Annotated in this window: 23 protein-coding genes; 22 read left to right on the top strand and 1 reads right to left on the bottom strand. The window is 68.9% G+C overall.

Annotated elements, in window-relative coordinates; all coding sequences use genetic code 11:
• Positions 1–78 precede the first annotated feature (78 nt).
• The 19 genes from ACOQPQ_RS08375 to ACOQPQ_RS08285 all read left to right on the top strand — a co-directional run bounded on the left by ACOQPQ_RS08375 (position 79) and on the right by ACOQPQ_RS08285 (position 21,409).
• Positions 79–1,824, top strand: a complete 1,746-nt coding sequence (locus ACOQPQ_RS08375; protein ID WP_420638989.1) for an N-acyl-D-amino-acid deacylase family protein — start codon at positions 79–81, stop codon at positions 1,822–1,824.
• A 37-nt stretch (positions 1,825–1,861) separates the two neighbouring features.
• Positions 1,862–3,178 (top strand): aromatic ring-hydroxylating oxygenase subunit alpha, encoded by a 1,317-nt coding sequence (locus ACOQPQ_RS08370; RefSeq protein WP_420638988.1) that lies wholly within the window; start codon positions 1,862–1,864, stop codon positions 3,176–3,178.
• A gap of 197 nt (positions 3,179–3,375) precedes the next feature.
• A complete protein-coding gene (locus ACOQPQ_RS08365; protein WP_420638987.1) occupies positions 3,376–4,218 on the top strand; it encodes a nitrilase-related carbon-nitrogen hydrolase in 843 nt (280 codons plus the stop codon).
• A 10-nt stretch (positions 4,219–4,228) separates the two neighbouring features.
• On the top strand, positions 4,229–5,527 hold the full coding sequence (locus ACOQPQ_RS08360) for an aspartate aminotransferase family protein (RefSeq protein ID WP_420638986.1): 1,299 nt from the start codon (positions 4,229–4,231) through the stop codon (positions 5,525–5,527).
• A gap of 28 nt (positions 5,528–5,555) precedes the next feature.
• On the top strand, positions 5,556–6,965 hold the full coding sequence (gene hydA / locus ACOQPQ_RS08355; protein WP_420638985.1) for a dihydropyrimidinase: 1,410 nt from the start codon (positions 5,556–5,558) through the stop codon (positions 6,963–6,965).
• 27 nt (positions 6,966–6,992) lie between these two features.
• The gene (locus tag ACOQPQ_RS08350; RefSeq protein ID WP_420638984.1) at positions 6,993–8,480 is read left to right on the top strand and encodes a CoA-acylating methylmalonate-semialdehyde dehydrogenase; all 1,488 of its coding nucleotides are present in this window, start codon (positions 6,993–6,995) and stop codon (positions 8,478–8,480) included.
• Between the two features lie 45 nt (positions 8,481–8,525).
• Positions 8,526–9,527, top strand: a complete 1,002-nt coding sequence (locus ACOQPQ_RS08345; RefSeq protein WP_420638983.1) for a TIGR03842 family LLM class F420-dependent oxidoreductase — start codon at positions 8,526–8,528, stop codon at positions 9,525–9,527.
• A 12-nt stretch (positions 9,528–9,539) separates the two neighbouring features.
• Entirely contained in the window at positions 9,540–10,565 is a 1,026-nt protein-coding gene (locus ACOQPQ_RS08340; protein ID WP_420638982.1) for an ABC transporter permease, read from the top strand.
• Positions 10,562–11,401: an ABC transporter ATP-binding protein gene (locus ACOQPQ_RS08335; RefSeq protein ID WP_420638981.1), complete on the top strand. Its 840-nt coding sequence runs from the start codon at positions 10,562–10,564 to the stop codon at positions 11,399–11,401. The genes ACOQPQ_RS08340 and ACOQPQ_RS08335 overlap by 4 nt, the downstream gene beginning before the upstream one ends.
• Positions 11,398–12,177 carry an ABC transporter permease gene (locus ACOQPQ_RS08330; RefSeq protein WP_420638980.1) on the top strand — a complete coding sequence of 260 codons (780 nt, stop codon included), beginning with the start codon at positions 11,398–11,400 and terminating at the stop codon, positions 12,175–12,177. Before ACOQPQ_RS08335 ends, ACOQPQ_RS08330 begins: the two co-directional genes overlap by 4 nt.
• An 81-nt stretch (positions 12,178–12,258) precedes the next feature.
• Positions 12,259–13,473, top strand: coding sequence for an ABC transporter substrate-binding protein (locus ACOQPQ_RS08325; RefSeq protein WP_420638979.1), 1,215 nt, complete (start codon positions 12,259–12,261; stop codon positions 13,471–13,473).
• Between the two features lie 189 nt (positions 13,474–13,662).
• Positions 13,663–14,319: a GOLPH3/VPS74 family protein gene (locus ACOQPQ_RS08320; RefSeq protein ID WP_420638978.1), complete on the top strand. Its 657-nt coding sequence runs from the start codon at positions 13,663–13,665 to the stop codon at positions 14,317–14,319.
• 12 nt (positions 14,320–14,331) lie between these two features.
• On the top strand, positions 14,332–15,153 hold the full coding sequence (locus tag ACOQPQ_RS08315; protein WP_420638977.1) for a TauD/TfdA dioxygenase family protein: 822 nt from the start codon (positions 14,332–14,334) through the stop codon (positions 15,151–15,153).
• Between the two features lie 25 nt (positions 15,154–15,178).
• The gene (locus tag ACOQPQ_RS08310; protein ID WP_420638976.1) at positions 15,179–16,033 is read left to right on the top strand and encodes an SDR family NAD(P)-dependent oxidoreductase; all 855 of its coding nucleotides are present in this window, start codon (positions 15,179–15,181) and stop codon (positions 16,031–16,033) included.
• Positions 16,034–16,086: 53 nt separating this feature from the next.
• A complete protein-coding gene (locus ACOQPQ_RS08305) occupies positions 16,087–17,220 on the top strand; it encodes an epoxide hydrolase family protein (RefSeq protein ID WP_420638975.1) in 1,134 nt (377 codons plus the stop codon).
• Positions 17,221–17,289: 69 nt separating this feature from the next.
• Complete coding sequence (locus ACOQPQ_RS08300; RefSeq protein ID WP_420638974.1) at positions 17,290–18,285, top strand: Zn-ribbon domain-containing OB-fold protein; 996 nt, start codon at positions 17,290–17,292, stop codon at positions 18,283–18,285.
• The gene (locus ACOQPQ_RS08295; RefSeq protein ID WP_420638973.1) at positions 18,279–19,346 is read left to right on the top strand and encodes a lipid-transfer protein; all 1,068 of its coding nucleotides are present in this window, start codon (positions 18,279–18,281) and stop codon (positions 19,344–19,346) included. The genes ACOQPQ_RS08300 and ACOQPQ_RS08295 overlap by 7 nt, the downstream gene beginning before the upstream one ends.
• Positions 19,346–20,503 carry a thiolase domain-containing protein gene (locus ACOQPQ_RS08290; protein WP_420638972.1) on the top strand — a complete coding sequence of 386 codons (1,158 nt, stop codon included), beginning with the start codon at positions 19,346–19,348 and terminating at the stop codon, positions 20,501–20,503. Before ACOQPQ_RS08295 ends, ACOQPQ_RS08290 begins: the two co-directional genes overlap by 1 nt.
• Positions 20,504–21,409: an SDR family oxidoreductase gene (locus ACOQPQ_RS08285; protein ID WP_420638971.1), complete on the top strand. Its 906-nt coding sequence runs from the start codon at positions 20,504–20,506 to the stop codon at positions 21,407–21,409.
• Here ACOQPQ_RS08285 and ACOQPQ_RS08280 read toward each other — a convergent pair whose 3' ends face one another.
• Positions 21,410–22,633 carry an acyl-CoA dehydrogenase family protein gene (locus ACOQPQ_RS08280; RefSeq protein WP_420638970.1) on the bottom strand — a complete coding sequence of 408 codons (1,224 nt, stop codon included), beginning with the start codon at positions 22,631–22,633 and terminating at the stop codon, positions 21,410–21,412.
• 109 nt (positions 22,634–22,742) lie between these two features.
• Here ACOQPQ_RS08280 and ACOQPQ_RS08275 point away from each other — a divergent pair, with 109 nt between their 5' ends.
• The 3 genes from ACOQPQ_RS08275 to cas7g all read left to right on the top strand — a co-directional run bounded on the left by ACOQPQ_RS08275 (position 22,743) and on the right by cas7g (position 25,754).
• Complete coding sequence (locus tag ACOQPQ_RS08275) at positions 22,743–23,873, top strand: LLM class flavin-dependent oxidoreductase (RefSeq protein WP_420638969.1); 1,131 nt, start codon at positions 22,743–22,745, stop codon at positions 23,871–23,873.
• A gap of 59 nt (positions 23,874–23,932) precedes the next feature.
• The gene (locus tag ACOQPQ_RS08270) at positions 23,933–24,226 is read left to right on the top strand and encodes a nucleotidyltransferase family protein (protein WP_420638968.1); all 294 of its coding nucleotides are present in this window, start codon (positions 23,933–23,935) and stop codon (positions 24,224–24,226) included.
• Positions 24,227–24,521: 295 nt separating this feature from the next.
• Entirely contained in the window at positions 24,522–25,754 is a 1,233-nt protein-coding gene (cas7g, locus tag ACOQPQ_RS08265; protein WP_420638967.1) for a type I-G CRISPR-associated RAMP protein Csb1/Cas7g, read from the top strand.
• Positions 25,755–25,757 lie beyond the last annotated feature (3 nt).

Here is a 25,757-nt window from a genome sequence, read left to right as displayed (position 1 = left end):
ACCAGCCGTCAACGGCGACAAACTAGGCCCACCAAGGGCCAATCCGGACAACGGGCCGGACAAGGGGGAGGTAGTGCTGTGCTGGACAAGGTGATTGCCAATGGCACCGTGGTGGACGGGACCGGGGCCGACCGGTTCACCGGCCACATCGGCATCAAGGACGGCAAGGTGGCCGTGGTGGACCGCAGCGGCGGCCCGGCCCCCGAAGCGGCCACCACCATCGACGCCGACGGCCTGGTGGTGACACCGGGCTTCGTGGACTGCCACACCCACTACGACGGCCAGGTGACCTGGGACGAGAAGCTCCAGCCGTCGTCGGGCCACGGGGTGACCACCGTGGTCATGGGCAACTGCGGGGTGGGGTTCGCCCCGGTGCGGCCCGGCACCGAGGAATGGCTCATCCAGCTCATGGAAGGGGTGGAGGACATCCCCGGCGCCGCCCTGTCGGAGGGCATCTCGTGGGGGTGGGAGACCTTCCCCGAGTATCTGGACGTGCTCGACGAGCGCCGCCTGTCCATCGACGTGGCCACCCAGGTGGCCCACGGGGCGGTGCGGGGCTACGTGATGGGCGAGCGGGGGGCCCGCAACGAGCCCGCCACCCCCGCCGACATCGAGGCCATGTACGCCATAAGCCGGGAGGCCCTGGAGGCCGGGGCGCTGGGGGTGTCCACCTCCCGCACGCTGGGCCACCGGGCCATCGACGGCGAGCCGGTGCCGGGCACGTTCGCCGCCGAGGACGAGCTGTTCGGGCTGGGCCGGGCCCTGGCCGACGCCGGGGCCGGGGTGTTCGAGCTGGCCCCCGCCGGAGCCGCCGGGCTCGACTTGGTGGCCCCGCCCAAGGAAATGGACTGGATGCGGCGGCTGTCGGCCCGCTTCGACGTGCCGGTGTCGTTCGCCCTCCTGCAGGTGGACGGGGCCCCCGACCTGTGGCGGGAGATGATGGACGAGTCCCTGCGGGCCACCGACGAGGGCGCCCGGGTGTATCCCCAGATCGCCGGCCGCCCGTTCGGGATGCTGATCGGCCTGCAGACCAATCACGCCTTCGCCAAGCGCCCGAACTTCGTCTCCCGGGCCCACCTGCCCTTCGACGAGCTGGTGGCCGAACTCCGCACCCCGGCGGTCCGCCAGGCCATCCTGGCCGAAGACGACCTGCCGCCCAACCCCAACGTGCTGTTCGACCAGATGCCCGCCCTGGTGGCCAGGATGCTCCACCGGCTGTACGTGATCGGCGATCCGCCCGACTACGAGCCCACCGGTGACCGCACGGTGGCGGCTCTGGCCGAGGCTCGGGGCGTGGAACCCATGGAGATGCTCTACGACCTGTGCCTGGAGGACGACGGCCACGCCCTGATGATGCTGCCCATGTTCAACTACTTCGAGGAGAACCACGACGTCATTCGCGAGCAGCTCCTGCATCCCGCCGGGGTGTCGGGCCTGTCCGACGGGGGCGCCCACTGCGGCATGATCTGCGACGCCTCCATCCCCACCTTCATGCTCACCCACTGGACCCGCGACCGCAGCCGGGGCGAGCAACTCCCCCTGGAGTGGGTGGTGAAGAAGCAGACCCACGACACCGCCGCCCTGTACGGGCTGGGCGACCGGGGCACCCTGGAGGTGGGCAAGCGGGCCGACGTGAACGTGATCGACCACCAGGCGTTGACCCTGCGCTCGCCGAGGGTGGTCCACGACCTGCCCGCCGGGGGTCGCCGCCTCGACCAGGAAGCCGTGGGCTACGTGGCCACCCTGGTGGCCGGGGAGGTCACCCGCAGCCACGGCTCCGACACCGGCGCCCGCCCCGGACGCCTGGTGCGCGGCGCTCGATGACCAAGGCCGCCCCCGCACCAGACCTCGACCGGTACCGATGAGCCCGGCCGCCACCACCAAGGCCGCCCCCACCAAGGCACCAGAGTTCGATCGGTACCGCCTCCGGGCGGGCGACGGCGCGGGTCTCCCGGCCCGGTTGCCCAAGGGCCGCTACCTGGAGGAGGAGTTCGCCGCCCTGGAGCGGCGGCGGCTGTGGCCCGCCACCTGGCAGCTCGCCTGTTTGACCACCGACGTGGCCGAGCCCGGCGACTGGTGCGAGTACCGCATCGGCGACCAGAGCTATCTGGTGGTGCGCGACCACGACGGCGAGTTACGGGCCTTCCACAACGCCTGTCGCCACCGGGGGTTCCGGTTGTGCGAGGGCAAGGGCCACGCCGACGAGCTGCGCTGCGGCTTCCACGACTGGTGCTACGGCCTCGACGGCTCCCTGCGAGAGGTGGTGTACCGCAAGAACTTCGGCGTGATCGCCAACGACGACCTGTCGCTGGCCCCCGTGCGGCTGGGGGTGTGGCACCAGATGGTGTTCATCAACCCCACGCCCGACGGCCCCGACCTGGAGGAGTTCCTCGACCCGGTGCCGTCCACCCTGGCCCCGTTCAAGCTGGACGAACGAACCCTCACCGCCTCGTGGACCATTCCGCTGGCCGGCAACTGGAAGACCACGGTGGACGCCTTCAACGAGGCCTACCACGTGGAGGGCCTGCACCCCGGGCTGCGGGGGTTCATGGACGCCCTCAACACCACCTACGAACTGTGGGACCGGGGCCACTCCATGATGAAGATCCCCCTGGGGGTCGGATCGCCCCGGTTCCCCGACGCCGACCAGGCCCAGGTGGCCCAGGCCTTCGTGGACAACTACAGCTCCATGCTGGGGATGGCGCCGGGCGACCACCCCGACCTGGACGGCCGCAGCGCCCGGGACTGGGCGGTGGACAAGGTGCGCGGTCGGGCGGCCGCCGAAGGGGTGGACTTCACCCACTACAACGACGAGCAGATCCTCGACGACTACCACTACCTGGTATTCCCCAACGTGGTGTTGAACGTGCACAGCGACCTGTTCACCATCTTCCGGGCCCGCCCCGGCGACCACCCCGGACGCTCCCACTTCGACTTCTGGTTGTTCCACCGATTGGGATCGCACAACGGCGCCGGCCCGCCCCCGGAGATGATCGAGTTCCCCGAGGGCACGGTCATCGCCGAGGTGGTGAACCAGGACCTCGACGGCATCGGCCGGGTGCAGGCCGGCATGGCCTCCGACGGCATCGACGAGCTGGTGTTGGGCGACTTCGACTGCCGCCTGGTGAACATGCACGCCGAACTCGACCGGGTGCTGGCCCACCCCGTCTCCTCGTAGCCGCCGAACCGCGTCCACCACCCCGTCTCCTCGGGGTAGCCGGACAGGGCCAACCCAGCCGAACCCAGCCGCAGGCGGGCGAGAGGCCTCTTGATTCCGGGCCTCGCCATCAGCAAGAATCGGGGGTTTATTCCTCAAGGCCGTGCCGTCGAGACGTGGCCCTCGTCGGCGTCGCCGGAGAGCTTCGGAGGTGCCCCATGTCCGACGTGGTCAGAGCAGCCATCGTGCAGGTCGCCTGGACCGGCGACCAGGAGTCGATGATCGACCAGCACGAGAAGTACACGGCCGAGGCGGCGGCTGCGGGCACCCAGGTCATGTGCTTCCAGGAGCTGTTCTACGGCCCCTATTTCTGCCAAGTGCAGGAGGCCGAGTACTACCGCTACGCCGAGGCCATTCCCGACGGCCCCACCACCAAGCGATTCCAGGAGATCGCCGCCCGCCACGGCATGGTGATGGTGCTGCCCATGTACGAGGAGGAGCAGCCGGGCATCCTCTACAACACCGCGGCGGTGATCGACGCCGACGGCACCTACCTGGGCAAGTACCGCAAGACCCACATCCCCCAGGTGAAGGGCTTCTGGGAGAAGTTCTACTTCCGCCCCGGCAACCTGGGCTACCCGGTGTTCGACACTGCGGTGGGCCGGGTCGGCGTGTACATCTGCTACGACCGCCATTTCCCCGAGGGGTGGCGGGCGCTCGGGCTCAACGGCGCCCAGGTCGTGTTCAACCCCTCGGCCACCAGCCGGGGCCTGTCGGCCTACCTGTGGCAGCTCGAACAGACGGCGTCGGCCGCGGCCAACATGTACTTCGTGGGGGCCATCAACCGGGTGGGCGTGGAGCCGTTGGGCGACAACGACTTCTACGGCACCTCGTACTTCGCCAACCCCCGCGGCCAGTTCGTGGATGATCCGGCCTCGGACCAGAACGAGGAGCTGGTGATCCGCGACCTGGACTTCGCCATGATCGACGAGGTCCGGGCCCAGTGGGCCTTCTACCGCGACCGCCGCCCCGATATGTACGGCCCGCTCACCGAGGCCTAGGCCCCCTCCCGTGACCACCAACGCCGACCTGCACCAGCGCTACCGGGCGGTGCTGCCCTCCTACCTGAAGCCGCTCTACGCCGATCCCATCAGCATCGACCGGGGACAGGGGGGCTACGTGTGGGACGTGGAGGGCAACCGCTTCCTGGACTTCTTCGGCGGCGTGCTCACCACCATGGTGGGGCACAACAACCCGGCGGTCACCGAGGCCATCCAACACCAGGCCGCCAAGGTGCTGCACACCTCCACGCTCTACCTCAGCGAGCCCATGATCGAACTGGCCGAGGAGATCGCCGCCATCAGCGGCATCCCCGACGCCCGGGTCTTCTTCACCACCTCGGGGTCGGAGGCCAACGACACCGCCATGTTGTTGGCTACCAGCTACCGCAACTCCAACGAAGTGCTGGCCATGCGCAACAGCTACCACGGCCGCTCGTTCACCGCCCAGGCCATCACCTCGCACTCGTCGTGGCTGTCCACCGCCCTGTCGGGGTTGTCGGTGAACTTCGTCCACGGGGCCTACCGGCTGCGCAGCCCCTTCCGCCACCTCGACGACGACGAGTTCACCGAGGCCTGCACCGACGACCTCCGCCAGATCATCGACATGGCGACCACCGGCGACGTGGCCTGCCTCATCGCCGAGCCCATCCAGGGGGTGGGCGGCTTCGCCACGCCCCCCGACGGCTTCTTCGGGTCGCTGCACAAAGTGCTGGCCAACCGGGGCATCCTGTTCGTGAGCGACGAGGTGCAAACCGGCTGGGGGCGCACCGGCGAGCACTTCTGGGGCTACCAGGCCCACGACATCGTGCCCGACATGTTGACCTTCGCCAAGGGGGTGGGCAACGGGATCACGCTGGCGGGCATCGTGGCCCGGGCCGAGATCATGGACACCATCACCAAGCTGAGCTTCTCCACCTTCGGCGGCAACCCGCTGTCCACCGCGGCCGGGCTGGCCACCCTGCGCTACGTACGCGACAACGACCTGCAGGGCAACGCCCGGCGCATGGGCGGGCGACTCCGCGACGCCCTGGCCCCGGTGGTGGACCGCACGCCGTGGATCGCCGAGTTGCGGGGCCGGGGGCTCATGCAGGCCATCGAGATGGTGGTGCCCGGCGGCATCGAGCCCGACGCCGACCGGGCGGGCCGGATACTGGAGGGCTGCAAACAGCGGGGCCTGTTGGTGGGCAAGGGCGGCCTGTACGGCAACGCCATCCGCATCACCCCCATGCTGGACGTGAGCGAGGCCGAGATCGACGAAGGGGTGGCCGCCCTGGTGGACACCATCGCCGAGATCGACGGTCGGGAATGACGGCGAGTTCGACAGGGAGGCAAGCACCATGACCACGCTGATCAAGAACGGAACGGTGGTGAGTTCCACCGGGGCCGACCCCGCCGAGGTGCTGATCGACGGTGAGGTCATCGCCGGGGTGCTGCAACCGGGATCGGCATTGGCGGTGGCTGCCGAGGGCGGGGCCGACCGGGTGATCGACGCCACCGGCAAGCTGGTGGTCCCCGGCGGGGTGGACGTCCACACCCACATGGAGCTGCCGTTCGGGGGCACCGTGGCCTCCGACGACTTCGAGACCGGCACCCGGGCGGCCGCCTGGGGGGGCACCACCACCATCGTGGACTTCGCCACCCAGAGCTACGGCCTCGACGTGCGGGAGTGCTTCGACGCCCGCATGGAGCAGGCCGAGGGTCGCTGCGCCATCGACTACGGCTTCCACATGATCATCGGCGACGTCACCGACGCCGCCCTCAAGGAGATGGACCTGCTGGTGAACGAGGGGGTCACCAGCTTCAAGCTGTTCATGGCCTACCCCGGCGTCTTCTACAGCGACGACGGCCAGATCCTGCGGGCCATGCAGCAGTGCGCGGGCAACGGCGGGCTGTTGATGATGCACGCCGAGAACGGCATCGCCATCGACGTGTTGGCCCAGCAGGCCTTCGAGCGGGGCGAGACCGACCCGGTGAACCACGGCTACGTGCGCCGGGCCGAGTTCGAGTCGGAGGCCACCCACCGGGCCATCCAGTTGGCCAAGGTGGGCGCCGCCCCCCTCTACATCGTGCACCTGTCGGCCAAGCAGGCCCTCGAGCAGGTGGCCATCGCCCGCAACGACGGGGCCAACGTGTTCGCCGAGACCTGCCCCCAGTACCTGTACTTCAGCCTGGAGGAGCACCTCGACCAGGGTTGGGACGGCGCCGCTTACGTGTGCTCCACCCCCATCCGGCCCCGCCACGAGCACCATCAGAACGAACTGTGGAAGGGCCTGCGCACCAACGACCTGGCGGTGGTGTCCACCGATCACTGCCCGTTCTGCATGAAGGAGCAAAAGGAGTTGGGCGTGGACGACTTCCGGGCCATTCCCAACGGCATCGGCGGGGTGGAGCACCGGATGGACATGATCTACCAGGGGGTGGTCACCGGGGAGATCACCCTGCCCCGGTGGGTGGAGCTGTGCTCGACCACCCCGGCGCGCATGATGGGCCTCTACCCCCGCAAGGGGGCCATCCAACCGGGGGCCGACGCCGACGTGGTGATCTACGACCCGGCGGCCACCTGGACCATCAGCGTGGAGAACCACCACATGAACATCGACCACTCGGCCTACGAGGGGTTCGAGGTCACCGGCCACGTGGACACCGTGCTGTCCCGAGGCCAGGTCATCATCGACAACGACCGGTACCTGGGCGCCATGGGCGACGGCCGGTACCTGCGCCGGGGCCTCAGCTCGTACCTCATCTGAGCCCAGGGGCGTCTACAGGAGGAACGCATGCAAGAGATTCACCACTTGATCGACGGCCGGCCGGTGGCCGGGGCATCGGGGCGCACCTCGGCGGTCTACAACCCGGCCACCGGGCAACAGACCGGCGAGGTGCCGTTGGCCTCGGCCGACGAGGTGGACGCCGCGGTGGCCTCGGCCCGGGCCGCCTTCGAGGACTGGGGGGCCACGTCGATTGCCCGACGCACCGCTTTGATGTTCGCCTTCCGCAACCTGGTGGTGGACAATGCCGACGAGATCGCCACCCGCCTGACCGCCGAGCACGGCAAAGTCCACAGCGACGCCCGCGGCGAAGTGGCCCGGGCCGTGGAGAACATCGAGTTCGCCTGTGGGCTGGCCGAGCACCTCAAGGGCAGCCACAACGAGGCCGCCTCCACCGGGGTCGACGTCTACTCGGTGCGCCGCCCCCTCGGGGTGGTGGCGGGCATCACCCCGTTCAACTTCCCGGCCATGGTGCCGCTGTGGATGGTGCCCAACGCCGTCGTTTGCGGCAACACGTTCGTGCTCAAGCCCTCCGAGCGCGACCCGTCGGCCCCGCTGTTCATCGCCGAGCTGTTCGGCGAGGCGGGCTTCCCCCCCGGCGTGCTCAACGTGGTCCACGGCGACAAGGTGGCGGTGGATCGGCTGCTGGCCCATCCCGACGTGAAGGCGGCCGGCTTCGTGGGCTCCACCCCCATCGCCCGGTACGTGTACGCCACCGGCACCGCCCACGGCAAGCGGGTGCAGGCCCTGGGCGGGGCCAAGAACCACATGGTGGTGCTGCCCGATGCCGACATCGAGTTGGCCGCCGACTCGGCGGTGTCGGCCGCCTACGGATCCGCCGGGGAGCGGTGCATGGCCATCTCGGTGGTGGCCGCCGTGGGTGACGTGGCCGACCCCTTGGTGGAGGCCATCAAGGTGCGCATGGAGAAGCTGGTCATCGGCGACGGTACCGACCCGGCCTCCGACATGGGGCCGCTCATCACCGCCGAGCACCGGGACCGGGTGGCGGGCTACGTCGGCGGGGCCGCCGATCAGGGGGCCACCGTGGTGGTGGACGGCCGCCGCGCCCGCTTCGACGGCGGCGGCTTCTTCCTGGGGGTGTCGCTGCTCGATCACGTGACCCCCGCCATGGACGCCTACCGGGACGAGATCTTCGGCCCGGTGCTGTGCGTGGTGCGCTGCGACACCTACGGCGAGGCGGTGGGGCTGATCGCCGACAACCCGTGGGGCAACGGGGCCGCCATCTTCACCCGCGACGGTGGGGCGGCCCGCCAGTTCCAAGAGGACGCCGACGCGGGCATGGTGGGCATCAACGTGCCCATTCCGGTCCCGGTGGGCTACCACTCCTTCGGCGGGTGGAAGGACTCCCTGTTCGGCGACACCACCATGTACGGCCCCGAGGGGATCCGCTTCTACACCCGGCCCAAGGTGATCACCTCCCGCTGGCCCGATCCGGCCACCAGCGCGGTCGACCTGGGATTTCCGACCAATGAGTGAACGGGGGCCGAGCCGACCCGGCCACGGCCCGGCGAGGGGGTAACCATGGACTTCGGCGTCGTTTTGCAGACCGACCCCCCGGCGTGGCGGGTGGTGGACCTGGCCCGGCGGGCCGAGTCGCTGGGCTTCTCCTACGGCTGGACGTTCGACAGCCACGTGCTGTGGCAGGAGCCCTTCGTGGTCTACAGCCAGATGCTGTCGGCCACCAACCGCATGGTGGTGGGTCCGATGGTCACCAACCCCGGCACCCGCGACTGGACGGTCACCGGGTCGCTGTTTGCCACCCTCAACGACATGTTCGGCAACCGCACGGTGTGCGGCATCGGCCGGGGCGACTCGGCGTTGCGGGTCATCGGTCGTCCGCCCTGCAACCTGGCCACCCTGCGGGAGGCCATGGGGGTGATCAAGGACCTGGCCGAGGGGCGCACCGCCACCTACAACGGCACCGAGCAGCAATTCCCCTGGGCCCGGGCCTCGGAACTCAAGGTGCTGATGGCCGCCTACGGACCCAAGGCGCTGCAGTTGTGCGGGAGCGAGACCGACGGCTTCATCCTGCAGTTGGCCGACCCGGCCATTGCCGAGTGGACCATCGCCGCCGTGCGCCGGGCCGCCGCCGACGCGGGCCGCGACCCCGACAGCCTCTACATCTGCGTGGCCGCCCCGGCCTACGTAGGCCCCGACGTGGCCCACCAGCGGGAGCAGTGCCGCTGGTTCGGTGGGATGGTGGGCAACCACGTGGCCGATCTGGTGGCCCGCTACGGCGACCAGGGCGCCGGCGTGCCCCAGGCCCTCACCGACTACATCGCGGGCCGCCAGGGCTACGACTATTCCGGCCACGGCAAGGCGGGCCACGACCACACCGATTTCGTGCCCGACGAGATCATCGACCGCTTCTGCCTCCTCGGCGACGAGCAGTCCCATCTGGCCCGGCTCCGGGAGCTGGAGTCCCTGGGGGTGGACCAGTTCGCCATCTACCTGATGCACGACCAGAAGGACGAGACCCTCAACGCCTACGGTCAGCGGATCATCCCCGCCATGAACGGCTAGGACCAGCCCCCGATGCCGACCGCCGAGCCTGCCGTCGACCCGACCACCGACGCTGCCGCCGACCCTGCCACCCACGCCTCTGTGGGCCACGGCGATCCCCTGGTGCGTGACCACCTCATGCGGCAGCGGGCGGCCCAACAGGATCGCCGCGACGTCATGGGCCGGGTGGTACGCCGGACGGTCACCTTCGTGGTCTTCTTGGCCCTGCTCGCCGGGCTCTACACCGGGTACAAAGCGGTCGGTCAGGCCATCGACGACGACCAGAAGGACTGGCCGGTGGTGGGGTCGATGCTGCCCCGTTCCAACGATCTGAACATGCCGCCACTGGGTGAGATCATCGGCCAGTTCGGCGAGGTCCCCGGGGGCCGCGACCGCATCTACGTGCTCATCCTGTTCGACGAGGCGTTGTTCACCCTGCGGGAGGCCTTCGCCGGCTTCGTAGTGGGCCTGGTGATCGGCATGGCCATCGCCTTGGTCTTGGCCCAATGGCGACGTCTCGAGGAGGGGCTCCTCCCGTTCGTGATCGCCAGCCAGACCATCCCGCTCATCGCCATCGCCCCCATCGTGGTGATCTGGGGGCGCAAGAACTTCGATGTCTTCCCGTGGGAGTGGCAGGACTGGATGTCGGTCTCGGTCATCGCCACCTACCTGACCTTCTTCCCGGTGGCGGTGAACGGACTGCGGGGCCTGCAGTCGCCGCGCCCCGAAAACGCCGAGCTGATGGCCTCCTACGCCGCCAACTGGGGCCAGACGCTGTGGCGTCTCCGCCTGCCCGCCTCCTTGCCCTACCTGTTCGCCGCCCTCAAGATCGCAGCGACGGCCAGCATTGTGGGGGCCATCGTGGGGGAGATCTCCGCCGGAGTGGAGGGTGGCCTCGGTCGGCGGATCCTGCGGGAGGCGTTCAACTACACCACCGGTCCCGACCGCTTGTTCGCCAGCGTGCTGGGGGCCGCCGCTTTGGGGATCTTCGTGTTCCTGGTGGTCAGCGCGGCCGAGCGCGTGGTGGTGGGCCGTCACGGCGAAGGGTCGATCTCATGAGCGAGCAACCCCCGGTGGACGAGGTGGCCGCCCCGACCGCGCCGGATCCTGCCGATGACGCCGGGCCCTCGCTGGTGATCGACATCCAGGGGGTCACCAAGGTGTTCAACCCGGGCCGGGCCAATCAGGTGGACGCCCTGGCCGAGATCGATCTGGCGGTGGCCCCTGGGGAGTTCGTCACCCTCATCGGCCCGTCGGGGTGCGGCAAGAGCACCCTGTTGCGGTTGATCGCCTCGCTGGTGGCCCCCACCTCGGGGTCGGTGCTGGTCAACGCCAAGCCCGCCGAGCAGGCCCGCCTCGACCGGGACTACGGCATGGCCTTCCAGACCGCCGGGCTGTTCGACTGGCGCAGCGTGGTCAAGAACATCGAGTTGCCCCTGGAGCTGATGGGTTGGTCCAAGTCCGATCGCCGCCGGCGGGCCACCGAGATGCTGGAGTTGGTGAAGCTCGGGGAGTTCGCCGGCCACCATCCGTCGGAGTTGTCCGGCGGCATGCAACAGCGGGTGGCCATTGCCCGGGCGCTGGCGTTTCGCCCGTCGTTGTTGCTGATGGACGAGCCGTTCGGGGCCCTCGACGAGATGACCCGCGAGCACATGCAGGACGAACTCCTGCGCATCTGGACGGAGACCGGGACCACGTTGGTGTTCGTCACCCACTCCATTCCCGAAGCGGTGTACCTGTCCACCCGGGTGGTGGTGATGTCACCTCGTCCGGGCCGGATCGCGGCCACCATCCCCGTCGACCTCGGCGAACGCAGCGCCGCCACCCGTGACGACCCCGCCTTCTTCGCCAAGGTCACCGAAGTGCGCACCGCCCTGCGAGAAGAAGAAGCATGAGCGCGCCCGAGCGCCTCTTGGCTCCCTTCGTGACCGGGGTGGTGATCTTCGGTCTGTGGGAGGCGGTGCTGCGTTGGACCGACCCCGACGGGTTCGTGCTGCCCGCACCGAGCGAGATCGTGGGCGCGCTCATCCACAACTGGGACGTGGTGTACCGGGGGGCCCGCATCACCGGCTTCGTGGTGGTCACCGGTCTGGTGGCCGGCGTGGTGCTCGGTGCGGTGGCCGCCCTGTTGGTCACCCGGTTCCGCACCGCCAATGAGACCATCACCCCCCTGGCGGTGGCGGTCAACGCCATCCCCATCATCGCCTTGGCCCCGATCCTCAACAACTGGCTCGGGGTCACCTCCCCCCGCTCCAATCAGGCCATCGTGGTGGCGCTGGTGTTCTTCCCCATCTTCATCAACACCACCCGGGGGCTCACCCAGGTGGACCGCAGCCAGATCGAGCTCATGGAGTCGTACGCCGCCGGGCGCTTTCGCATCACCCGGGAGGTGCGGATTCCCAACGCCCTGCCCTACTTCTTCACCGCCCTCAAGCTGGCCACCTCGCTGGCGGTGATCGCCGCCATCGTGGCCGAGTACTTCGGCGGTCGCCAGGACGCCCTGGGCCCGTTGATCACCCAATCGGCGGGCCTCACCCGCTACGACGACGCCTGGGCCGCGGTGCTGGCGGGCACCGGCATCGGCGCCGTGCTGTACGTGGTGGTCACGGTGCTGGAACGGGTGGCGATGCCGTGGCACGCACTCATCCGCTCCCGAGGTGACCGCCCCTAGTCGACCAACAACCAAGACCGCGGCTTGCCGTCCGGCAAATCGCTCTCCAGAAAGGAATGATCTCCGGATCAGTGGTGAACCATGAAAGCAAACAGGATGCGCAAAGGGCCCAAAGGGACCGTGTGGCGGCTGCTGGCCGTGCTGGTCGTGTTCGGCCTGGTACTGGCCGGATGCGGCAACGACGACGATGACAGCGCCCCCGAGCCCGATCCCACGGCCGCACCGTCCACCCCGGAGCCCACCGAGGCCCCCGCACCGGCCACCGAGGAGTCCGAGGAACTCCGTGAGGTCTCGTTGCAGCTCCAGTGGGTGCCCCAGTCGCAGTTCGCCGGCTACTTTGCGGCCCGTGACCTGGGCTTCTACGAGGATGTGGGCCTGGAGGTGACCATCATCGACGGCGGTGTCGACATCGTGCCCGCCACGGTGCTCGACTCCGGGGGGGCCGACTTCGCCATTTCCTGGGTGCCACGGGGGCTCGTGCCCCGCGAGGAGGGGTTGGACATCACCAACATCGCCCAGGTGTTCCAGCGCAGCGGTACCCTGCAGGTGTCCTTCGCCGACGCGGGCATCAATGGTCCGGCCGATTTGGCGGGCAAGAACGTGGGCAACTGGGGCTTCGGCAACGAGTTCGAGCTCTTCGCCGGGCTGGTCAGCGTGGGCCTGGATCCCCAGTCCGACGTCACCTTGGTGCAGCAGGACTTCAACATGACGGCGCTCATCAACGGCGACATCGACGCCGCCCAGGCCATGACCTACAACGAGTATGCCCTGGTGTTGGAGACCATCAACCCCGAGACCGGCGAGTTGTTCCAGCCCGAGGACCTGACCGTCATCGACTGGAACGACGTGGGCACGGCCATGCTGCAGGACGCCATCTGGGCCGACGCCGACCGGTTGGCGGACGACCCCGAATACCGCGACACGGCGGTGCGCTTCGTGGAAGCGTCGCTGCGGGGCTGGATCCACTGCCGCGACAACTTCCAGGAGTGCGTCGACGTGGTGGTGAACGCCTCCCCGCCGTTCGGTGGGCCCGCCCACCAGGCGTGGATGATGAACGAGATCAACGCCCTCATCTGGCCGTCCCCCGGCGGGGTGGGCGTGATGGACCAGGCCCTCTACGACCAGACGGTGGAGGTGGCCACCTCCCAGGGCATCCTGGCGGCCGCGCCCGACGACGGTGCCTTCCGCACCGACATCGCCGAGGAGGCGGTGGCCAACCTGGTGGCCGCGGGCTACGACGTGTACGGCAACGACTTCGCCCGTCGCACCGTGGAGCTCACCGAGGGCGGCAATTAGCCCCGCCAACCCGCCGTGGCCATTGGCCCCGGCAACTGACCATGGCAGCCAGCCGTGGCGGGCAGAATTTCACCGTGGACGGGCGAACCGACCGTCGCCTGTCGCTAACGTCTTGGTGAGACCTGCCCCCACGGCGGCTTGCCCGCACGACCCGGCCCCACGGCCCGTCCCGATAGAAGGAGGATGCTCATGCTGAGGTTCGTCGAGGAGATCATGCTCCTTTTGTTGCGCGACGACGACGGGAAGTTCATCAGCATCCCCCAGTCGTCCATGGACCGGGCAGTGGCCGGAGCGGTGCTGATGGAGCTGGCCATGGAGAACCGCATCGACACCGACCTGGAGAACCTGATGCTGGTGGATGCCACCCCGCTGGGCGACAGCCTGTTGGATCCGGCCCTGGCCATGATCGCCGAGGGCGAGGAGAGCGACGCCCGCCATTGGGTGGAGCAGCTCGCCCGGCAAGGGCCGCAAATCCGGGAAGAGGCCCTGGTACGGCTGGTGGACAAGGGCATCCTCGAGCGTGAGGACGACCGCTTCTTGTGGGTGTTCCGGTCGCGCCGGTATCCCCTGGTGGACGGCGAGGCCGAGCGGGAGGTCAAGCTGCGGATCATGGGGGTGCTGTTCAGCGACGACATCCCCAGCCCCCGCGACGTGGTCATCATCTGCTTGGCCCACGCCTGCGGGATCTTCGGGGAGATTTTGTCCAAGCGGGAGCTGGAGCAGGCCGGCGCCCGCATCGACCAGGTGCGCAAGCTCGACCTGATCGGCCAGGCCATGGCCCAGTCCATCCAGGACTTCGAGGTCTGGATGGCCAGCGCAGCCGTGCAAGGCCGTGGGTTTTTCTAGGAGGTGTCCGACATGACGCAATGGCAGGTGGAACCCATCGGCGGGGTGCTCGGCGCCCGCGTCGGCAACATCGACCTGCGAGAACCGCGGGACCCGGACGCCCAGGACGAGCTGTACAGGCTGCTGTTGGAGCATCTGGTGTTGGTCTTTCCCGACCAGGCCATCGACGACGACCAGCAGATGGCCCTCTTGGCCCCCTGGGGGCGGCCCTACATCCACCCCATCGGCCGGGTGGCCGGGGCGTTGGAGGCCAAGGTGGAGCGCATCGTCGACGACGAGGCCCATCCGCCCTACCAGGACAAATGGCACACCGACGTCACCTGGGATCCCGACGCCCCCATCGTGGGCAGCCTGCGGGCCGTGGACATGCCTCCCCGCGGGGGCGACACCATGTTCGCCAGCATGTACGCCGCCTACGACGGCCTGTCCGAGGCCCTGGCGGAACGGCTGGAGGGCCTGGTGGCCTGGCACGACATGGGGCCGGGTCAGGCGTTCATCTCCAAGGCGGGCGGCGAGCTGGTGGACCGCACCCGGGAGCAGTACCCCGGCGTCGAGCGTCCGGTGATCGCCGTGCATCCCGACACCGGGCGCCGCCATCTCAACGTCAACCAGAACTTCACCAGCCACCTGGTGGGGTTCGACCGGGCCGAGAGTGACGCCATCTTGGACATGCTCTATGAGCACGCCACCCAGCCCAACTACACCATCCGCTACGAGTGGACCGAGGGCGACGTCATCGTGTGGGACGAGCGTTGCACCCAGCACTTCGCGGTGGCCGACCACTATCCGCAGCGCCGGGAGATGGCCCGCCTGACCGTGGCCGCCCCCGCCTGAGGGCGGCCGGCGGGGAGGGCCCACCATGAGCATGTACGAGGGAACGCCGCTGGCCGGCAAGGTGGCGTTGGTCACCGGGGCCAGCCGGGGGATCGGCAAGGGGTGCGCCCTGGAGCTGGGCGCGGCCGGGGCGACGGTGTACGTCACCGGTCGCACCACCGACGCGGGCCAGCACCCCCTGCCCGGCACGGTGGGGGCCACCGCGGCGGAGATCACCGAGGCCGGGGGCACGGCGGTGGCGGTGGCCTGTGACCACCGTGACGACGACGCCGTGAGGGCCGTGTTCGACCGGATCGCCGCCGAGTGCGGTCGCCTCGACGTGGTGGTGAACAACGCCTTCGCCATTCCCGACGAGCTGACCTCGGGCCTGCCGTTCTGGGAGGTGCCCCTGTCCAACTGGGACGACATGATGGACGTGGGCACCCGGTCGGCCTACGTGGCCTCGGTGCTGGCCGCCCCGGTGATGATCGGCCAGGGCGACGGGCTGATCGCCAACATCAGCTCCTCGGGGGCGGCCGAGTACGCCTGGCACGTGGCCTACGGGGTGGGCAAGTGCGCCCTCGACCGGATGACCGCCGACTGCGCCCGGGAGCTGGCCGACACCGGGGTGTCGATGGTGTCGGTGTGGCCCGGCTTTGTGCGCACCGAGCGGATCGACGTGGCGGTGGCGTCGGGGATGGAGCTGCCCCCGAGTCTCGACGTGGGCGCCGCCGAGTCCCCCCGGTTCACCGGGCGGGCGGTGACCGCCCTGGCCGTTGACCCCGACCGGGCCCAGTACACGGGCCAGGCCGTGGCCGCCCGCACCCTGGCCGACGCCTACGGCTTCACCGACACCGACGGCCGCCTCCCCCCCGGCCCCCTCCACAACCGCACCGAGTGAGGCCAAACGAATGAGCGCAACCGCATGAAGCCAACCCCAGGGGAGAGCCGGCGATGAGTGGGGCGGCGGTGGTGCCGTTCGCCATCGAGGTGGGCGACGAGGTGATCGACGATCTGCACCACCGCCTGGACGCCACCCGGTGGTTCGAGCCGCTGCCCGGCGCGGGCTGGAACGAGGGGATCGACCTGGACTACCTGCGGGAGCTGTGCCGCCGGTGGCGCCACGAGTTCGACTGGCGGGCCGTGGAGGCCCGGCTCAACCGGTTCCCCCAGTACACCACCGAGATCGACGGCCAGAACATCCACTTCGTCCACGCCCGCAGCCGCAACCCCGAGGCCCAGCCCCTGGTTATCCACCACGGCTGGCCGGGGTCGTTCACCGAATTCGCCAAGGTGATCGACCCGCTGCGCCAGCACTTCCACGTGGTGTGCCCGTCGCTGCCCGGCTACGGCTTCTCCGGGCCCACCTCGGATCCGGGGTGGACGCCCAAGCGCATGGCCGCCGCCGCTCTCGAGTTGATGAGCCGCTTGGGCTACGAGCGGTTCGGGGCCCAGGGGGGTGACTGGGGCTCGACGGTGTCGTCCCAGATGGCCCTGCAGGCCCCCGAGCGGCTGGTGGGCATCCACCTGAACCTGTTGATCGTGCCGGAGCCCCCGCCGGGGGCGGTGCGCGACCTCAACGACGAGGAGCGGGCCCACCGGGTGGACGCCGGGGCCCGCAACCGGGTGGAGCGGGGCTACCGGGAACAGCAGGCCACCCGCCCCCAAACCCTGTCGGTGGGGCTCAACGACTCCCCGGCCGGGCTGGCCGCCTGGATCGTGGAGAAGTTCAAGGCCTGGAGCGACATCGGCCCCGACGGGAGCCCCGACGAGTGCTTCACCACCGAGGACCTGTTGACCAACGTGATGGTCTACTGGGTGACCGGCACCATCGCCTCGGCCAACCGCCTCTACTACGAGACCCGCACCGGAGGCCGGGGTGCCGCCGCCCCCGACCGCCGCGTGGAGGTGCCCACCGCGTACGCCCGCTTCCCCGGCGACGGCATCTTCCCGGCCCGGCCCTGGGCCGAGTACTGGTACAACATCGTCCGCTGGACCGAGATGCCCCGCGGCGGCCACTTCGCCGCCCTCGACGCCCCCGACCTGTTCACCGCCGACGTGGTCGAGTTCTTCTCGTCCCTGCGCTGACCTGTCATCGCCGCCGCGCCAACCCGCCTGCCTTGGGAAAGCCGGCGGGGGTGTGGTGGACTGGATTTCGTGGCTGCCCTGCATGACGTGGACTACACCCTCGAGTACCCCTACACCCGCACCACCGGACCGGTCATCGGACCGTTTCTGACCGGCCTGCGCGACGGCAAGATCCTGGGCCAGCGGTGCGGCGACCGGGTGCTGTGCCCGCCGATGGAGTTCGACCCCGACACTTTCGCCACCCTGGAGCCCGACCTGGTGGAGGTGGGCCCCGGCGGGGAGGTGGTGAACTGGACGTGGGTGGCCGAGCCCTCGGCCCGCCACCCCTTCGACGAGCCTTTCGCCTTCGCCTTCGTCAAGCTGGACGGGGCCGACACGCCCCTGCTTCACGCGGTGGACACCGGCGGTGACCCCGACGCCCTGAGCACCGGCATGCGGGTGGCCGCCCAGTTCCGGTCCGAACGCCACGGCAGCATCACCGACGTCTACTTCGTGCCCGAGGCCCAAGCCGTCCCCCAGACCATCGAGCCCGGCGACGACCCGGTGACCATCACCGAGCACCTCATCAGCCTGCGCATCAACGAGCCCCTTTACCCCCATAGGGCCCGCTTCGCCCAAGGGTTGCTCGACGGCAAGATCATCGGCCAGCGCAGCCCGGTGTCGGGCAAGGTGTACGTGCCCAGTCGGGGCTTCGACAACATGTCCCGGGTGCTGATGGGCCCGGACGACGAGGTGGAGGTGGCCGATGTGGGCACGGTGGTGGCCTTCACCGAGCTCAACCCGGTGCAGTACTACGGCCAGACCGAGACCGAGCCCTACGTACGCTGCTCCATCCTGTTCGACGGGGCCGACCAGCCGGTCATCGGCATCGACATCCGTGACATCCCGGTGACCGACATGCGGGTGGGGATGCGAATGCGGTGTGTGTGGCGGGATCCCGAGGACCGCTCGGTGGGCGACATCGACAACCGCTACGGCACCATCCCCGAGACGGTGTACGTGCGCTTCGAGCCCACCGGCGAGCCCGACGTACCCGCCGAGCAGCTCAAGGAGCACTCATGGTAAGCCTGGCCGAGGACGTGGCCATCGTCGCGTTCGAGCAGACCCCCTCCTACGCCCAGTTCGACAACAGCGAGCCCGCCATGATCATGTCGTGCGTGAACTCGGTGATCGAGCAGGTGGGCATGGATCGCCACGACATCGACTTCACCATCGCCGGGAGCTGCGACTACCTGTCGGGCATGCCCTTCGCCTTCGTGATGAACATCGACGCGGTGGGGGCGTGGCCGCCGGTGTACGAGAGCCACGTGGAGATGGACGGCGCCTGGGCCCTGTTCGAGGGGTTCGTGCGGCTGCAGTCGGGCGACATCGACACCGTGTTGGTGTCGGGGTCGGGCAAGTGCTCGCCGGGCAGCTACCGGGAGGGGTTCTCGCTGCAGACCGACCCCTACGTTCACGCCCCCCTCGGCCTCGACCCCCAGACCCAGGCCGGATTCCAGGCCCGGGCCCTCATCGAAGCGGGCAAGGCCACCGAGCGGGACTTCGCCGAGGTGGTCTCGCGCAGCCTGGCCAACGCCGCCGACAACCCCTACGCCCAACTCAGCGGCCACCGGTCGCCCGACGAGCTGCTGGCCGAGCCCTATGTGCAGGATCCCCTGCGCCGCCACGACTGCCCGCCGGTGAGCGACGGGGCCGCGGCCATGATCATCGCCCGGGCCGACAAGGCTCGGGAGTTGTGCGACAACCCGGTGTGGATCCGGGCCATCGACCACCGCATCGAATCGCACCACCCCACGCTGCGCGACCTCACCGACTCCCCGTCGGTTCGCACCGCGGCCGAGCGGGTGGGGCTGCACGACGGCCCGGTGGACGCCGCCGAGCTCACCGTGACCTTCAGCCCCGAGGAGATCATCCTGCGCAATGCCCTCGGCCTGGGCGACCACACGGTGGTGAACCGCTCGGGCGGCCCGCTCACCGGCAGCCCGTTCATGGCCGTCGGTCTGACTCGGGTGATCGAGTTGGCCCGGCTCATTACCGACGGCGGGGCCCGGCGGGGGGTGGCGCACGCCTCCAGTGGCCCGGTGTTGCAGCAGAACCTGATCTGCGTGCTGGAAGGAGAAAGCTGATGGCGCCTCGACCCTGTGCGGTGCTCGGTGTGGGCCAAACCAAGTACAAGCGCCGCCGTGACGATCTGACCCTGGACGGACTGGTGCGGGAGGCCGCCTTCCGGGCCCTGGAGGACGCCGGGGCCGGCCTCGACGACATCGACGCCATCGTGTTGGGCAAGGCCCCCGACGCCCTCGAAGGGGTGATGATGCCCCTGTTGAGCCTGTGCGATGCCCTGGGTGCGGTGGGCAAGCCCATCCACCGGGTCCACACCGCCGGGTCGGTGGGGGCGTCCACCGCCATCTCGGCGGCCAACCTGGTGGAGTCGGGCCTGTACGACACGGTGTTGACCGTGGCCTACGAGAAGCAGTCGGAGGGCAACGCCACCTGGGCCCTGTCGGGGGGCAAGAGCGGTGGCCAGGGTGCCGGCGGGTCGTTCGCCCCCTGGATCCGCAACTACATCGCCCGGTCCAAGGCGCCCGAGCACATCGGCTGGCAGGTGGCGGTGAAAGACCGCTTGAACGCCCTGAAGAACCCCTACGCCCACCTCCATCTGCCCGACATCTCGGTGGAGAAGGTGCGGGAGTCGCCCATGTTGTGGGATCCGTTGCACTTCTTGGAGTCGTGCCCGTCGTCGGACGGGGCCGCCGCCATGGTGCTGGGCAACGACGACATCGTCCGCAAGTCGGGCCGCACCCCGGCGTGGGTCATCGCCCACGCCAAGCGCACCGAGTTCGGTCAGTTCCCCGGGCGCGACACCGTGCGACCCCAGGCCGGGGTGGACTGCTCAGCGGCCCTGTACGCCAAGGCGGGCATCACCAATCCCCGGGAGCAGATCGATTGCGCGGAGCTGTACGTGCCCTTCTCGTGGTACGAGCCCATGTGGCTGGAGGGTCACGACATCGCCGCCGAGGGCGAGGGGTGGAAGATGACCGACGCGGGCGACACCGAGCTGGGGGGGTCGTTCCCGGTGAACATGTCGGGCGGGGTGTTGTCGTCCAACCCCATCGGGGCGTCGGGCATGATCCGCTGTCTGGAGGCGGCCAACCAGGTGCGGGGCACCGCCGGTGAGTACCAAGTGGAGGGGGCCCGTACCGCCATCGGCCACGCCTACGGGGGCGCCGCCCAGTACTTCGCCATGTGGATCGTGGCCTCCGAGCTGAACCCGGGGTTCTAGATGGCCGCCGAGGCCATGGCCGAGGGACGGGTGGTGGTGATCACCGGGGCCGCCCGCGGGCTGGGGCGGGCCCACGCCCTGGAGTTCGCGGCCCACGGGGCCCGGGTGCTGGTGAACGACCTGGGGGTGGACCGCGACGGCTCCGGTGGGGCGTCCGCGCCCGCTCAAGAGGTGGTGGCCGAGATTCGGGCCTTGGGGGGTGAGGCCGAGGCCAACGCCGCCGACGTGGCCGACTGGGACCAGGCCGAGGCCATGGTCGCCCAAGCCGTGGAGCGGTGGGGTCGCCTCGACACGCTGGTGTGCAACGCCGGGTTCCTGCGGGATCGGATGCTGGCCAACATGAGCGAGTCGGAGTGGGACGCCATCATGCGGGTCCATCTGAAGGGGCACTTCGCCCCGGCCCGCCACGCCATCGCCCACTGGCGGGATCGGTCGAAGGCGGGCGAGGACGTGGCCGGGCGGGTCGTCAACACCAGTTCCGGGGCGGGGCTATTGGGTTCCATCGGCCAAGGCAACTACGCCGCCGCCAAGGCCGGGGTGGCCGCCCTCACCATTCAGCAGGCCGCCGAGTGGGGGCGCTACGGGGTGATGGTGAACGGCATCGCCCCCGACGCCCGCACCCGCATGACCGCAGGCATCATGTACGAGGCCGAGGCCCCCGAGGGATGGGACGACAAGGATCCGGCCAACGCCTCACCGCTGGTGGTGTGGCTGGGGTCGGACGCCTGCGACGTGACCGGCCGGGTGTTCGAGGTGGCCGGGGGCGCCCTCAACGTGTGCGACGGCTGGCAGCACGGCCACGTGGTGGACATCGGCCGCAAGTTCACGGTGGCCGAGGCGGGCGACGCCGTCCACGCCTCCATCGCCGAGTCTCCGGCACCCGCCCCCGTCTACGGCGCGACCTGATCAGGAGGGAATGTCGCGGAAGGCCACGCCCTTGTCCACCCGGATGTCGGGGGGTAGGCCCAGCACCTTCTCGCCGATGGTGTTGCGCTGGATGTTGTCGGTGCCGCCCCCGATGCGCACCGACCACTGGCCCAGAAACTCCTGCTGCCAGCGGCCCTTGTCGTGGGCGTCGTCGCCGCTCAGCATCCCCGTCGCCCCGTTCATGGCCATCACCAGGTCGCCCATCAGCCCGCTGTGCAGGGAGATGGCCAGCTTCATGGTGGAACTCTCCGGGCCGGGCGGTTCCCCCCGACTCGAAGCGGTGCGCACCCGGTAGCCCTGGTAGCGCAGGACCTCCATGCGGGTGTAGGCCTTGGCCAGTTCCTGGCGGATCACCGGGTCGCGGTCGCAGCCGGTGTCACGGGCCAGCTTCACCAGTTGGTCGATGCCGGTGCGCCCGGTGCTGCCCCCGATGGCGGTGCGCTCGTTGGCCAAAGTGGTCATGATCGGCCCCCACCCGGCGTTCACCTCGCCCAGGATGTTCTCGTGGGGGATGCGCACGTCCGACAGGAACACCTCGTTGAAGTGGGCGGCGCCGGTGATCTGCACCAGGGGGCGCACCTCGATGCCCGGGGTGCGCATGTCCAACAGGAAGTAGGTGATGCCCCGGTGCTTGGGCTGGTCGGGGTCGGTGCGGGTTAACAGGATGCCCCAGTCGCTGAACTGGGCGCCCGACGTCCACACCTTCTGGCCGTTGATCACCCACTCGTCGCCGTCTCGCACCGCAGTGGTGCGCAGCCCGCCGAGGTCGGATCCGGCGACGGGCTCCGAGAAGAGCTGGCACCACACCTCGTCGCCCTTCAACATGGCGGGCAGGTAGCGCTCCTTTTGGGCGTCGGTGCCGTGGGCGATGATGGTGGGGCCGGTCATGCCGATGCCCACGGCGAACACTCCGGTGGCCGACACCCGGCGGGCCTCCTCGTCCTTGAAGATGCCGTCGTGGATGCCGCTCAGGCCCTTGCCGCCGTACTCGGTGGGCCAGGTGATCGATCCCCAGCCTCCGTCGTACTTGGTGCGCTGCCAGGCCTTGCACCGGGCCACGTAGGCCTTCTCCACCTCGGGGTCGGTGATGGTGGTGGCGTTCTGGTCACGGGGGCCGCCGCCGTCGGGGGGCATGTTGGCGTCCAGCCAGTCGATGCACTCGGCCCGGAAGGCGGCCTCTTCGGGGGTCTCGTCGAAGTCCATGTGCTGTTGATGGTAGCCAGGGGTCTCCCGCTGGGCCTATCGGGCGGACGGGGTGGCTCGTTGGTGCTTGCGTTCGGGGCCGACGGGGCCAAGGTGGTTCAATGGCCGGGTGAAGTTCTCCATGATTTTCGAAGCCCAGATGGCCGACCCTTCCCGGGAGTTCGAGCAGCAGGTGATCCGCGACTGCGTGGATCAGGCGGTGCTGGCCGAGGAGGTGGGTTTCGACCGGGTGTGGGCGGTGGAGCACCACTGCCTCAAGTGGTACGCCCACATGAGCGCTCCGGAGATCTTCTTGACGTGGGTGGCGGCCCGCACTTCCCGCATCCGCATCGGGCACGGGGTGGTGTGCATGCCCTTCGGCTACAACCACCCGTTGCGGGCGGCGGAGCGCATCGCCATGCTGGATGTGTTGTCGGGGGGCCGCCTGGACGTGGGGGCCGGTCGGGGGGCCACCCTCCAGGAGATGTCGGCGTTCGGGGTTCGCCCCGAGGACACGTACGCCCAGGTGGAGGAGTCGCTGCGGATCATCGCCAACTGCTGGCGGGACGAGGAGTTCGAGTGGGAGGGGCTGTTGGACATCTCGCCCCATCCCATTCTGCCCCGGCCGGTGCAGGACCCCCATCCGCCGTTGTATCTGGCCTGCACCAAGGTGGACACCGTGAAGCTGGCCGCCGAGTTGGGCATCGGGGCGCTGGTGCTGGGGTTCGCCGGGGCCGACGAGATACGGCTGATGAAGGAGACCTACGACGAGGCCATCGCCACCCGCTCGGGGGAGCGGTTCGTGAGCGACCACCCCAACGACTGGTTCTCGGCGTTGTGCCCCACCACCATCCTCGATGACCGGGAGGAGGCCTTCCGCATCGGGGCCAGGGGCCAGCGGTTCTTCGCCGAGGCCATCATGCACTGGAACCTGGGCACGCCCCCGCCGAGGGCCGGCTCAGCCGACGAGGACACCGCGGCGGCCATCGACGAGGCGGTGGGCAACGTCCACGCCAAGATCAGCGAGATGAACATCCCGCTCAGCCCCAACGCCACCAGCACGTTCAACATCGAGCACGCCTACGGGAACTACGAGGACGCCATCCGCTACGTGAGCGAGCTGGAGGCCATCGGCTGCGACGAGATCATGTGCATGATCCAAATGGGCACCATCCCCCAAGAGGTCATGCTCGAAACCATCCGCCAATTCGGCCACCACGTCATCCCCCACTTCCGAGCCCCCCACCTCACCCCGGCCTAGCCGAGAGGAGTGGCTGGGGCCCCTCCCTTCCCAGTGGTCCCGCCGGTACAGTTGTGTTCGTGACTCGTCGCGACACCATTCTCGGGGTCCATCGGAGTGCCATTGTCGACGCCGCCCGGCGCCACAACGCCACCTCCATCGCCCTCGTCGGGTCAACCGCTCGCGGCGACGACACCGAGCGAAGCGACTGCGACTTCCTGGCCGACTTCGCTCCGGGTACCTCCTATTTCGACCTGTCCGACCTCGCCGCCGAACTGCAGACCCTCCTCGGCTGCAACATCGACGTCATCCCCACCGAAGGCCTGAAGCACCAGCGCCACCAACGCATCCTCCAAGACGCCATCCCCCTGTGACTTGGCTCCGCGACCGCGTCGACGGTCAGGTCCTGGTTTAGGCCGGTAGCAGAAGGGCCAGGACTGCACCCACCCGGGCGCCTTCCCCACTTCGCCCGAGTCGTCGCCAACACTCCACCGCCGTTCGCGCCAGCCAGAGCAGTGCCACGGCATCGCCAAGCACGAGCAAGCACCGCCTAAAGCTCTCTGACCTGGGGATTTGCAATTTTTCTCTGAGATGTCCACGAAACTGTCACCACCCCGTGCAATCCTTTGGGGCACCAATTCGGTGTCATGAACCCGACAAGGAGGACCAATGACCGAACTGACCTATGAGAAGCTCCGGGAAGCCGTGGCGGGTGGATCCGTCGCGTTGCGGTCTCGGACCGATCTGCAGCCGGCCGATGGGCCGGGCGGAAAGGTGTTCCCACCCACCTATGCCGTCAACAGCGGCAACAAATATGCCTTAGAGGAACGCCAAGTGGGTGATCGCGTGGTCACCACCGTCCTGTTGGACTCTGTGGCCTCACAGGCAAACCGAGCAGAACTCAGCCTGCGCCTTGGGTGGGAGGCAGGAGAGCTGAAGTTCCCCGTCCCCTTCGTGGACTTCACGAGCCCTGATGGAGAATTTGACGATGTCGGCAAGTTGACCGTCCTGGATGCACCCCACCGCATTGCCGATGCCATATTTCGGGACAGCCTTCTGGATGGCACATTGTTCCGGCTGTCGGAGATCGGCCGGGCCATCACGGAGGCGCAACCGCGCAACGCAACTGCCATGTTCCGACATGCACCGACCGCTCTACTGTTTGGGCAATGGGACTCCACTGGGCCCAAAGGGGGGCTGGGTTCGAAGTTCCAGCGGGCGTATGTGTCAGAGATCGTCGGTCACGATGCCGTGATTGGAAAGAAGGTAGGTGGCCGCATGGACCCCCTTCAGATTGTAGCGAAGTCAGCGACCATTTATGAGCATCAAGATCAGGGTCAACAGTGGACTCTGAACATGGACGAAGCTGCTAAGGATGAATCTGGCAAGGGCAAGGTCAAGCCAAGGGTCAAGGGTGACGAGGGCCGACCATCAGAGATCATCCACGGTAATATAGCTCCAACCATCGATGCAGACGCTGGCGGCATCACGATTTCTCGCGCGGTCCAGACCACCGTGGTCTCTCTCGCCGCGCTGCGCAAGCTGAGTTTTCCTGGCCACAGTCGAGAAGCTGAGGTCGCTGCTCGGGCAGCGGTTGCCGCGCTGGGGGTCGCCGCCATCGCATACCTGCACGAAATGGACCATGACCTCCGTTCCCGTTGCCTGCTGATCCCCGAGCACGCTCTGCGCCTCGAGCTCGTCGGTAGAGACGGATCAGCCGCTGAAGGTGTCGACATCAGCCGCGAAGGGGCAGCCGCGATCCTGACTGAGGCTGCCGAATCAACTGCTGCAATGGGTCTGGCCTGGGAGGCTGATGAAATCAAATTGCATCCGGCCCCCAAGCTGTTGAAACTGCTTCGGCGCAGCCGGGAGCTGTCCGCACGAGAGACCCCGGGTGAGTGACTC

Source organism: Candidatus Poriferisocius sp. (assembly GCF_965219775.1).
Taxonomy (GTDB): Bacteria; Actinomycetota; Acidimicrobiia; order Acidimicrobiales; family Bin134; genus Poriferisocius.
This window is presented reverse-complemented; position numbering and strand designations above follow the sequence as displayed.

What these genes read in the sequence shown, in the direction of transcription:
- ACOQPQ_RS08370 (WP_420638988.1), top strand. Translation starts at nt 1,862, where the DNA reads ATGAGCCCGGCCGCCACCACCAAGGCCGCCCCCACCAAGGCACCAGAG.
- ACOQPQ_RS08365 (WP_420638987.1), top strand. Translation starts at nt 3,376, where the DNA reads ATGTCCGACGTGGTCAGAGCAGCCATCGTGCAGGTCGCCTGGACCGGC.
- hydA (WP_420638985.1), top strand. Translation starts at nt 5,556, where the DNA reads ATGACCACGCTGATCAAGAACGGAACGGTGGTGAGTTCCACCGGGGCC.
- ACOQPQ_RS08350 (WP_420638984.1), top strand. Translation starts at nt 6,993, where the DNA reads ATGCAAGAGATTCACCACTTGATCGACGGCCGGCCGGTGGCCGGGGCA.
- ACOQPQ_RS08345 (WP_420638983.1), top strand. Translation starts at nt 8,526, where the DNA reads ATGGACTTCGGCGTCGTTTTGCAGACCGACCCCCCGGCGTGGCGGGTG.
- ACOQPQ_RS08340 (WP_420638982.1), top strand. Translation starts at nt 9,540, where the DNA reads ATGCCGACCGCCGAGCCTGCCGTCGACCCGACCACCGACGCTGCCGCC.
- ACOQPQ_RS08335 (WP_420638981.1), top strand. Translation starts at nt 10,562, where the DNA reads ATGAGCGAGCAACCCCCGGTGGACGAGGTGGCCGCCCCGACCGCGCCG.
- ACOQPQ_RS08330 (WP_420638980.1), top strand. Translation starts at nt 11,398, where the DNA reads ATGAGCGCGCCCGAGCGCCTCTTGGCTCCCTTCGTGACCGGGGTGGTG.
- ACOQPQ_RS08325 (WP_420638979.1), top strand. Translation starts at nt 12,259, where the DNA reads ATGAAAGCAAACAGGATGCGCAAAGGGCCCAAAGGGACCGTGTGGCGG.
- ACOQPQ_RS08320 (WP_420638978.1), top strand. Translation starts at nt 13,663, where the DNA reads ATGCTGAGGTTCGTCGAGGAGATCATGCTCCTTTTGTTGCGCGACGAC.
- ACOQPQ_RS08315 (WP_420638977.1), top strand. Translation starts at nt 14,332, where the DNA reads ATGACGCAATGGCAGGTGGAACCCATCGGCGGGGTGCTCGGCGCCCGC.
- ACOQPQ_RS08310 (WP_420638976.1), top strand. Translation starts at nt 15,179, where the DNA reads ATGAGCATGTACGAGGGAACGCCGCTGGCCGGCAAGGTGGCGTTGGTC.
- ACOQPQ_RS08305 (WP_420638975.1), top strand. Translation starts at nt 16,087, where the DNA reads ATGAGTGGGGCGGCGGTGGTGCCGTTCGCCATCGAGGTGGGCGACGAG.
- ACOQPQ_RS08295 (WP_420638973.1), top strand. Translation starts at nt 18,279, where the DNA reads ATGGTAAGCCTGGCCGAGGACGTGGCCATCGTCGCGTTCGAGCAGACC.
- ACOQPQ_RS08290 (WP_420638972.1), top strand. Translation starts at nt 19,346, where the DNA reads ATGGCGCCTCGACCCTGTGCGGTGCTCGGTGTGGGCCAAACCAAGTAC.
- ACOQPQ_RS08285 (WP_420638971.1), top strand. Translation starts at nt 20,504, where the DNA reads ATGGCCGCCGAGGCCATGGCCGAGGGACGGGTGGTGGTGATCACCGGG.
- ACOQPQ_RS08280 (WP_420638970.1), bottom strand. Translation starts at nt 22,633, where the DNA reads ATGGACTTCGACGAGACCCCCGAAGAGGCCGCCTTCCGGGCCGAGTGC.
- cas7g (WP_420638967.1), top strand. Translation starts at nt 24,522, where the DNA reads ATGACCGAACTGACCTATGAGAAGCTCCGGGAAGCCGTGGCGGGTGGA.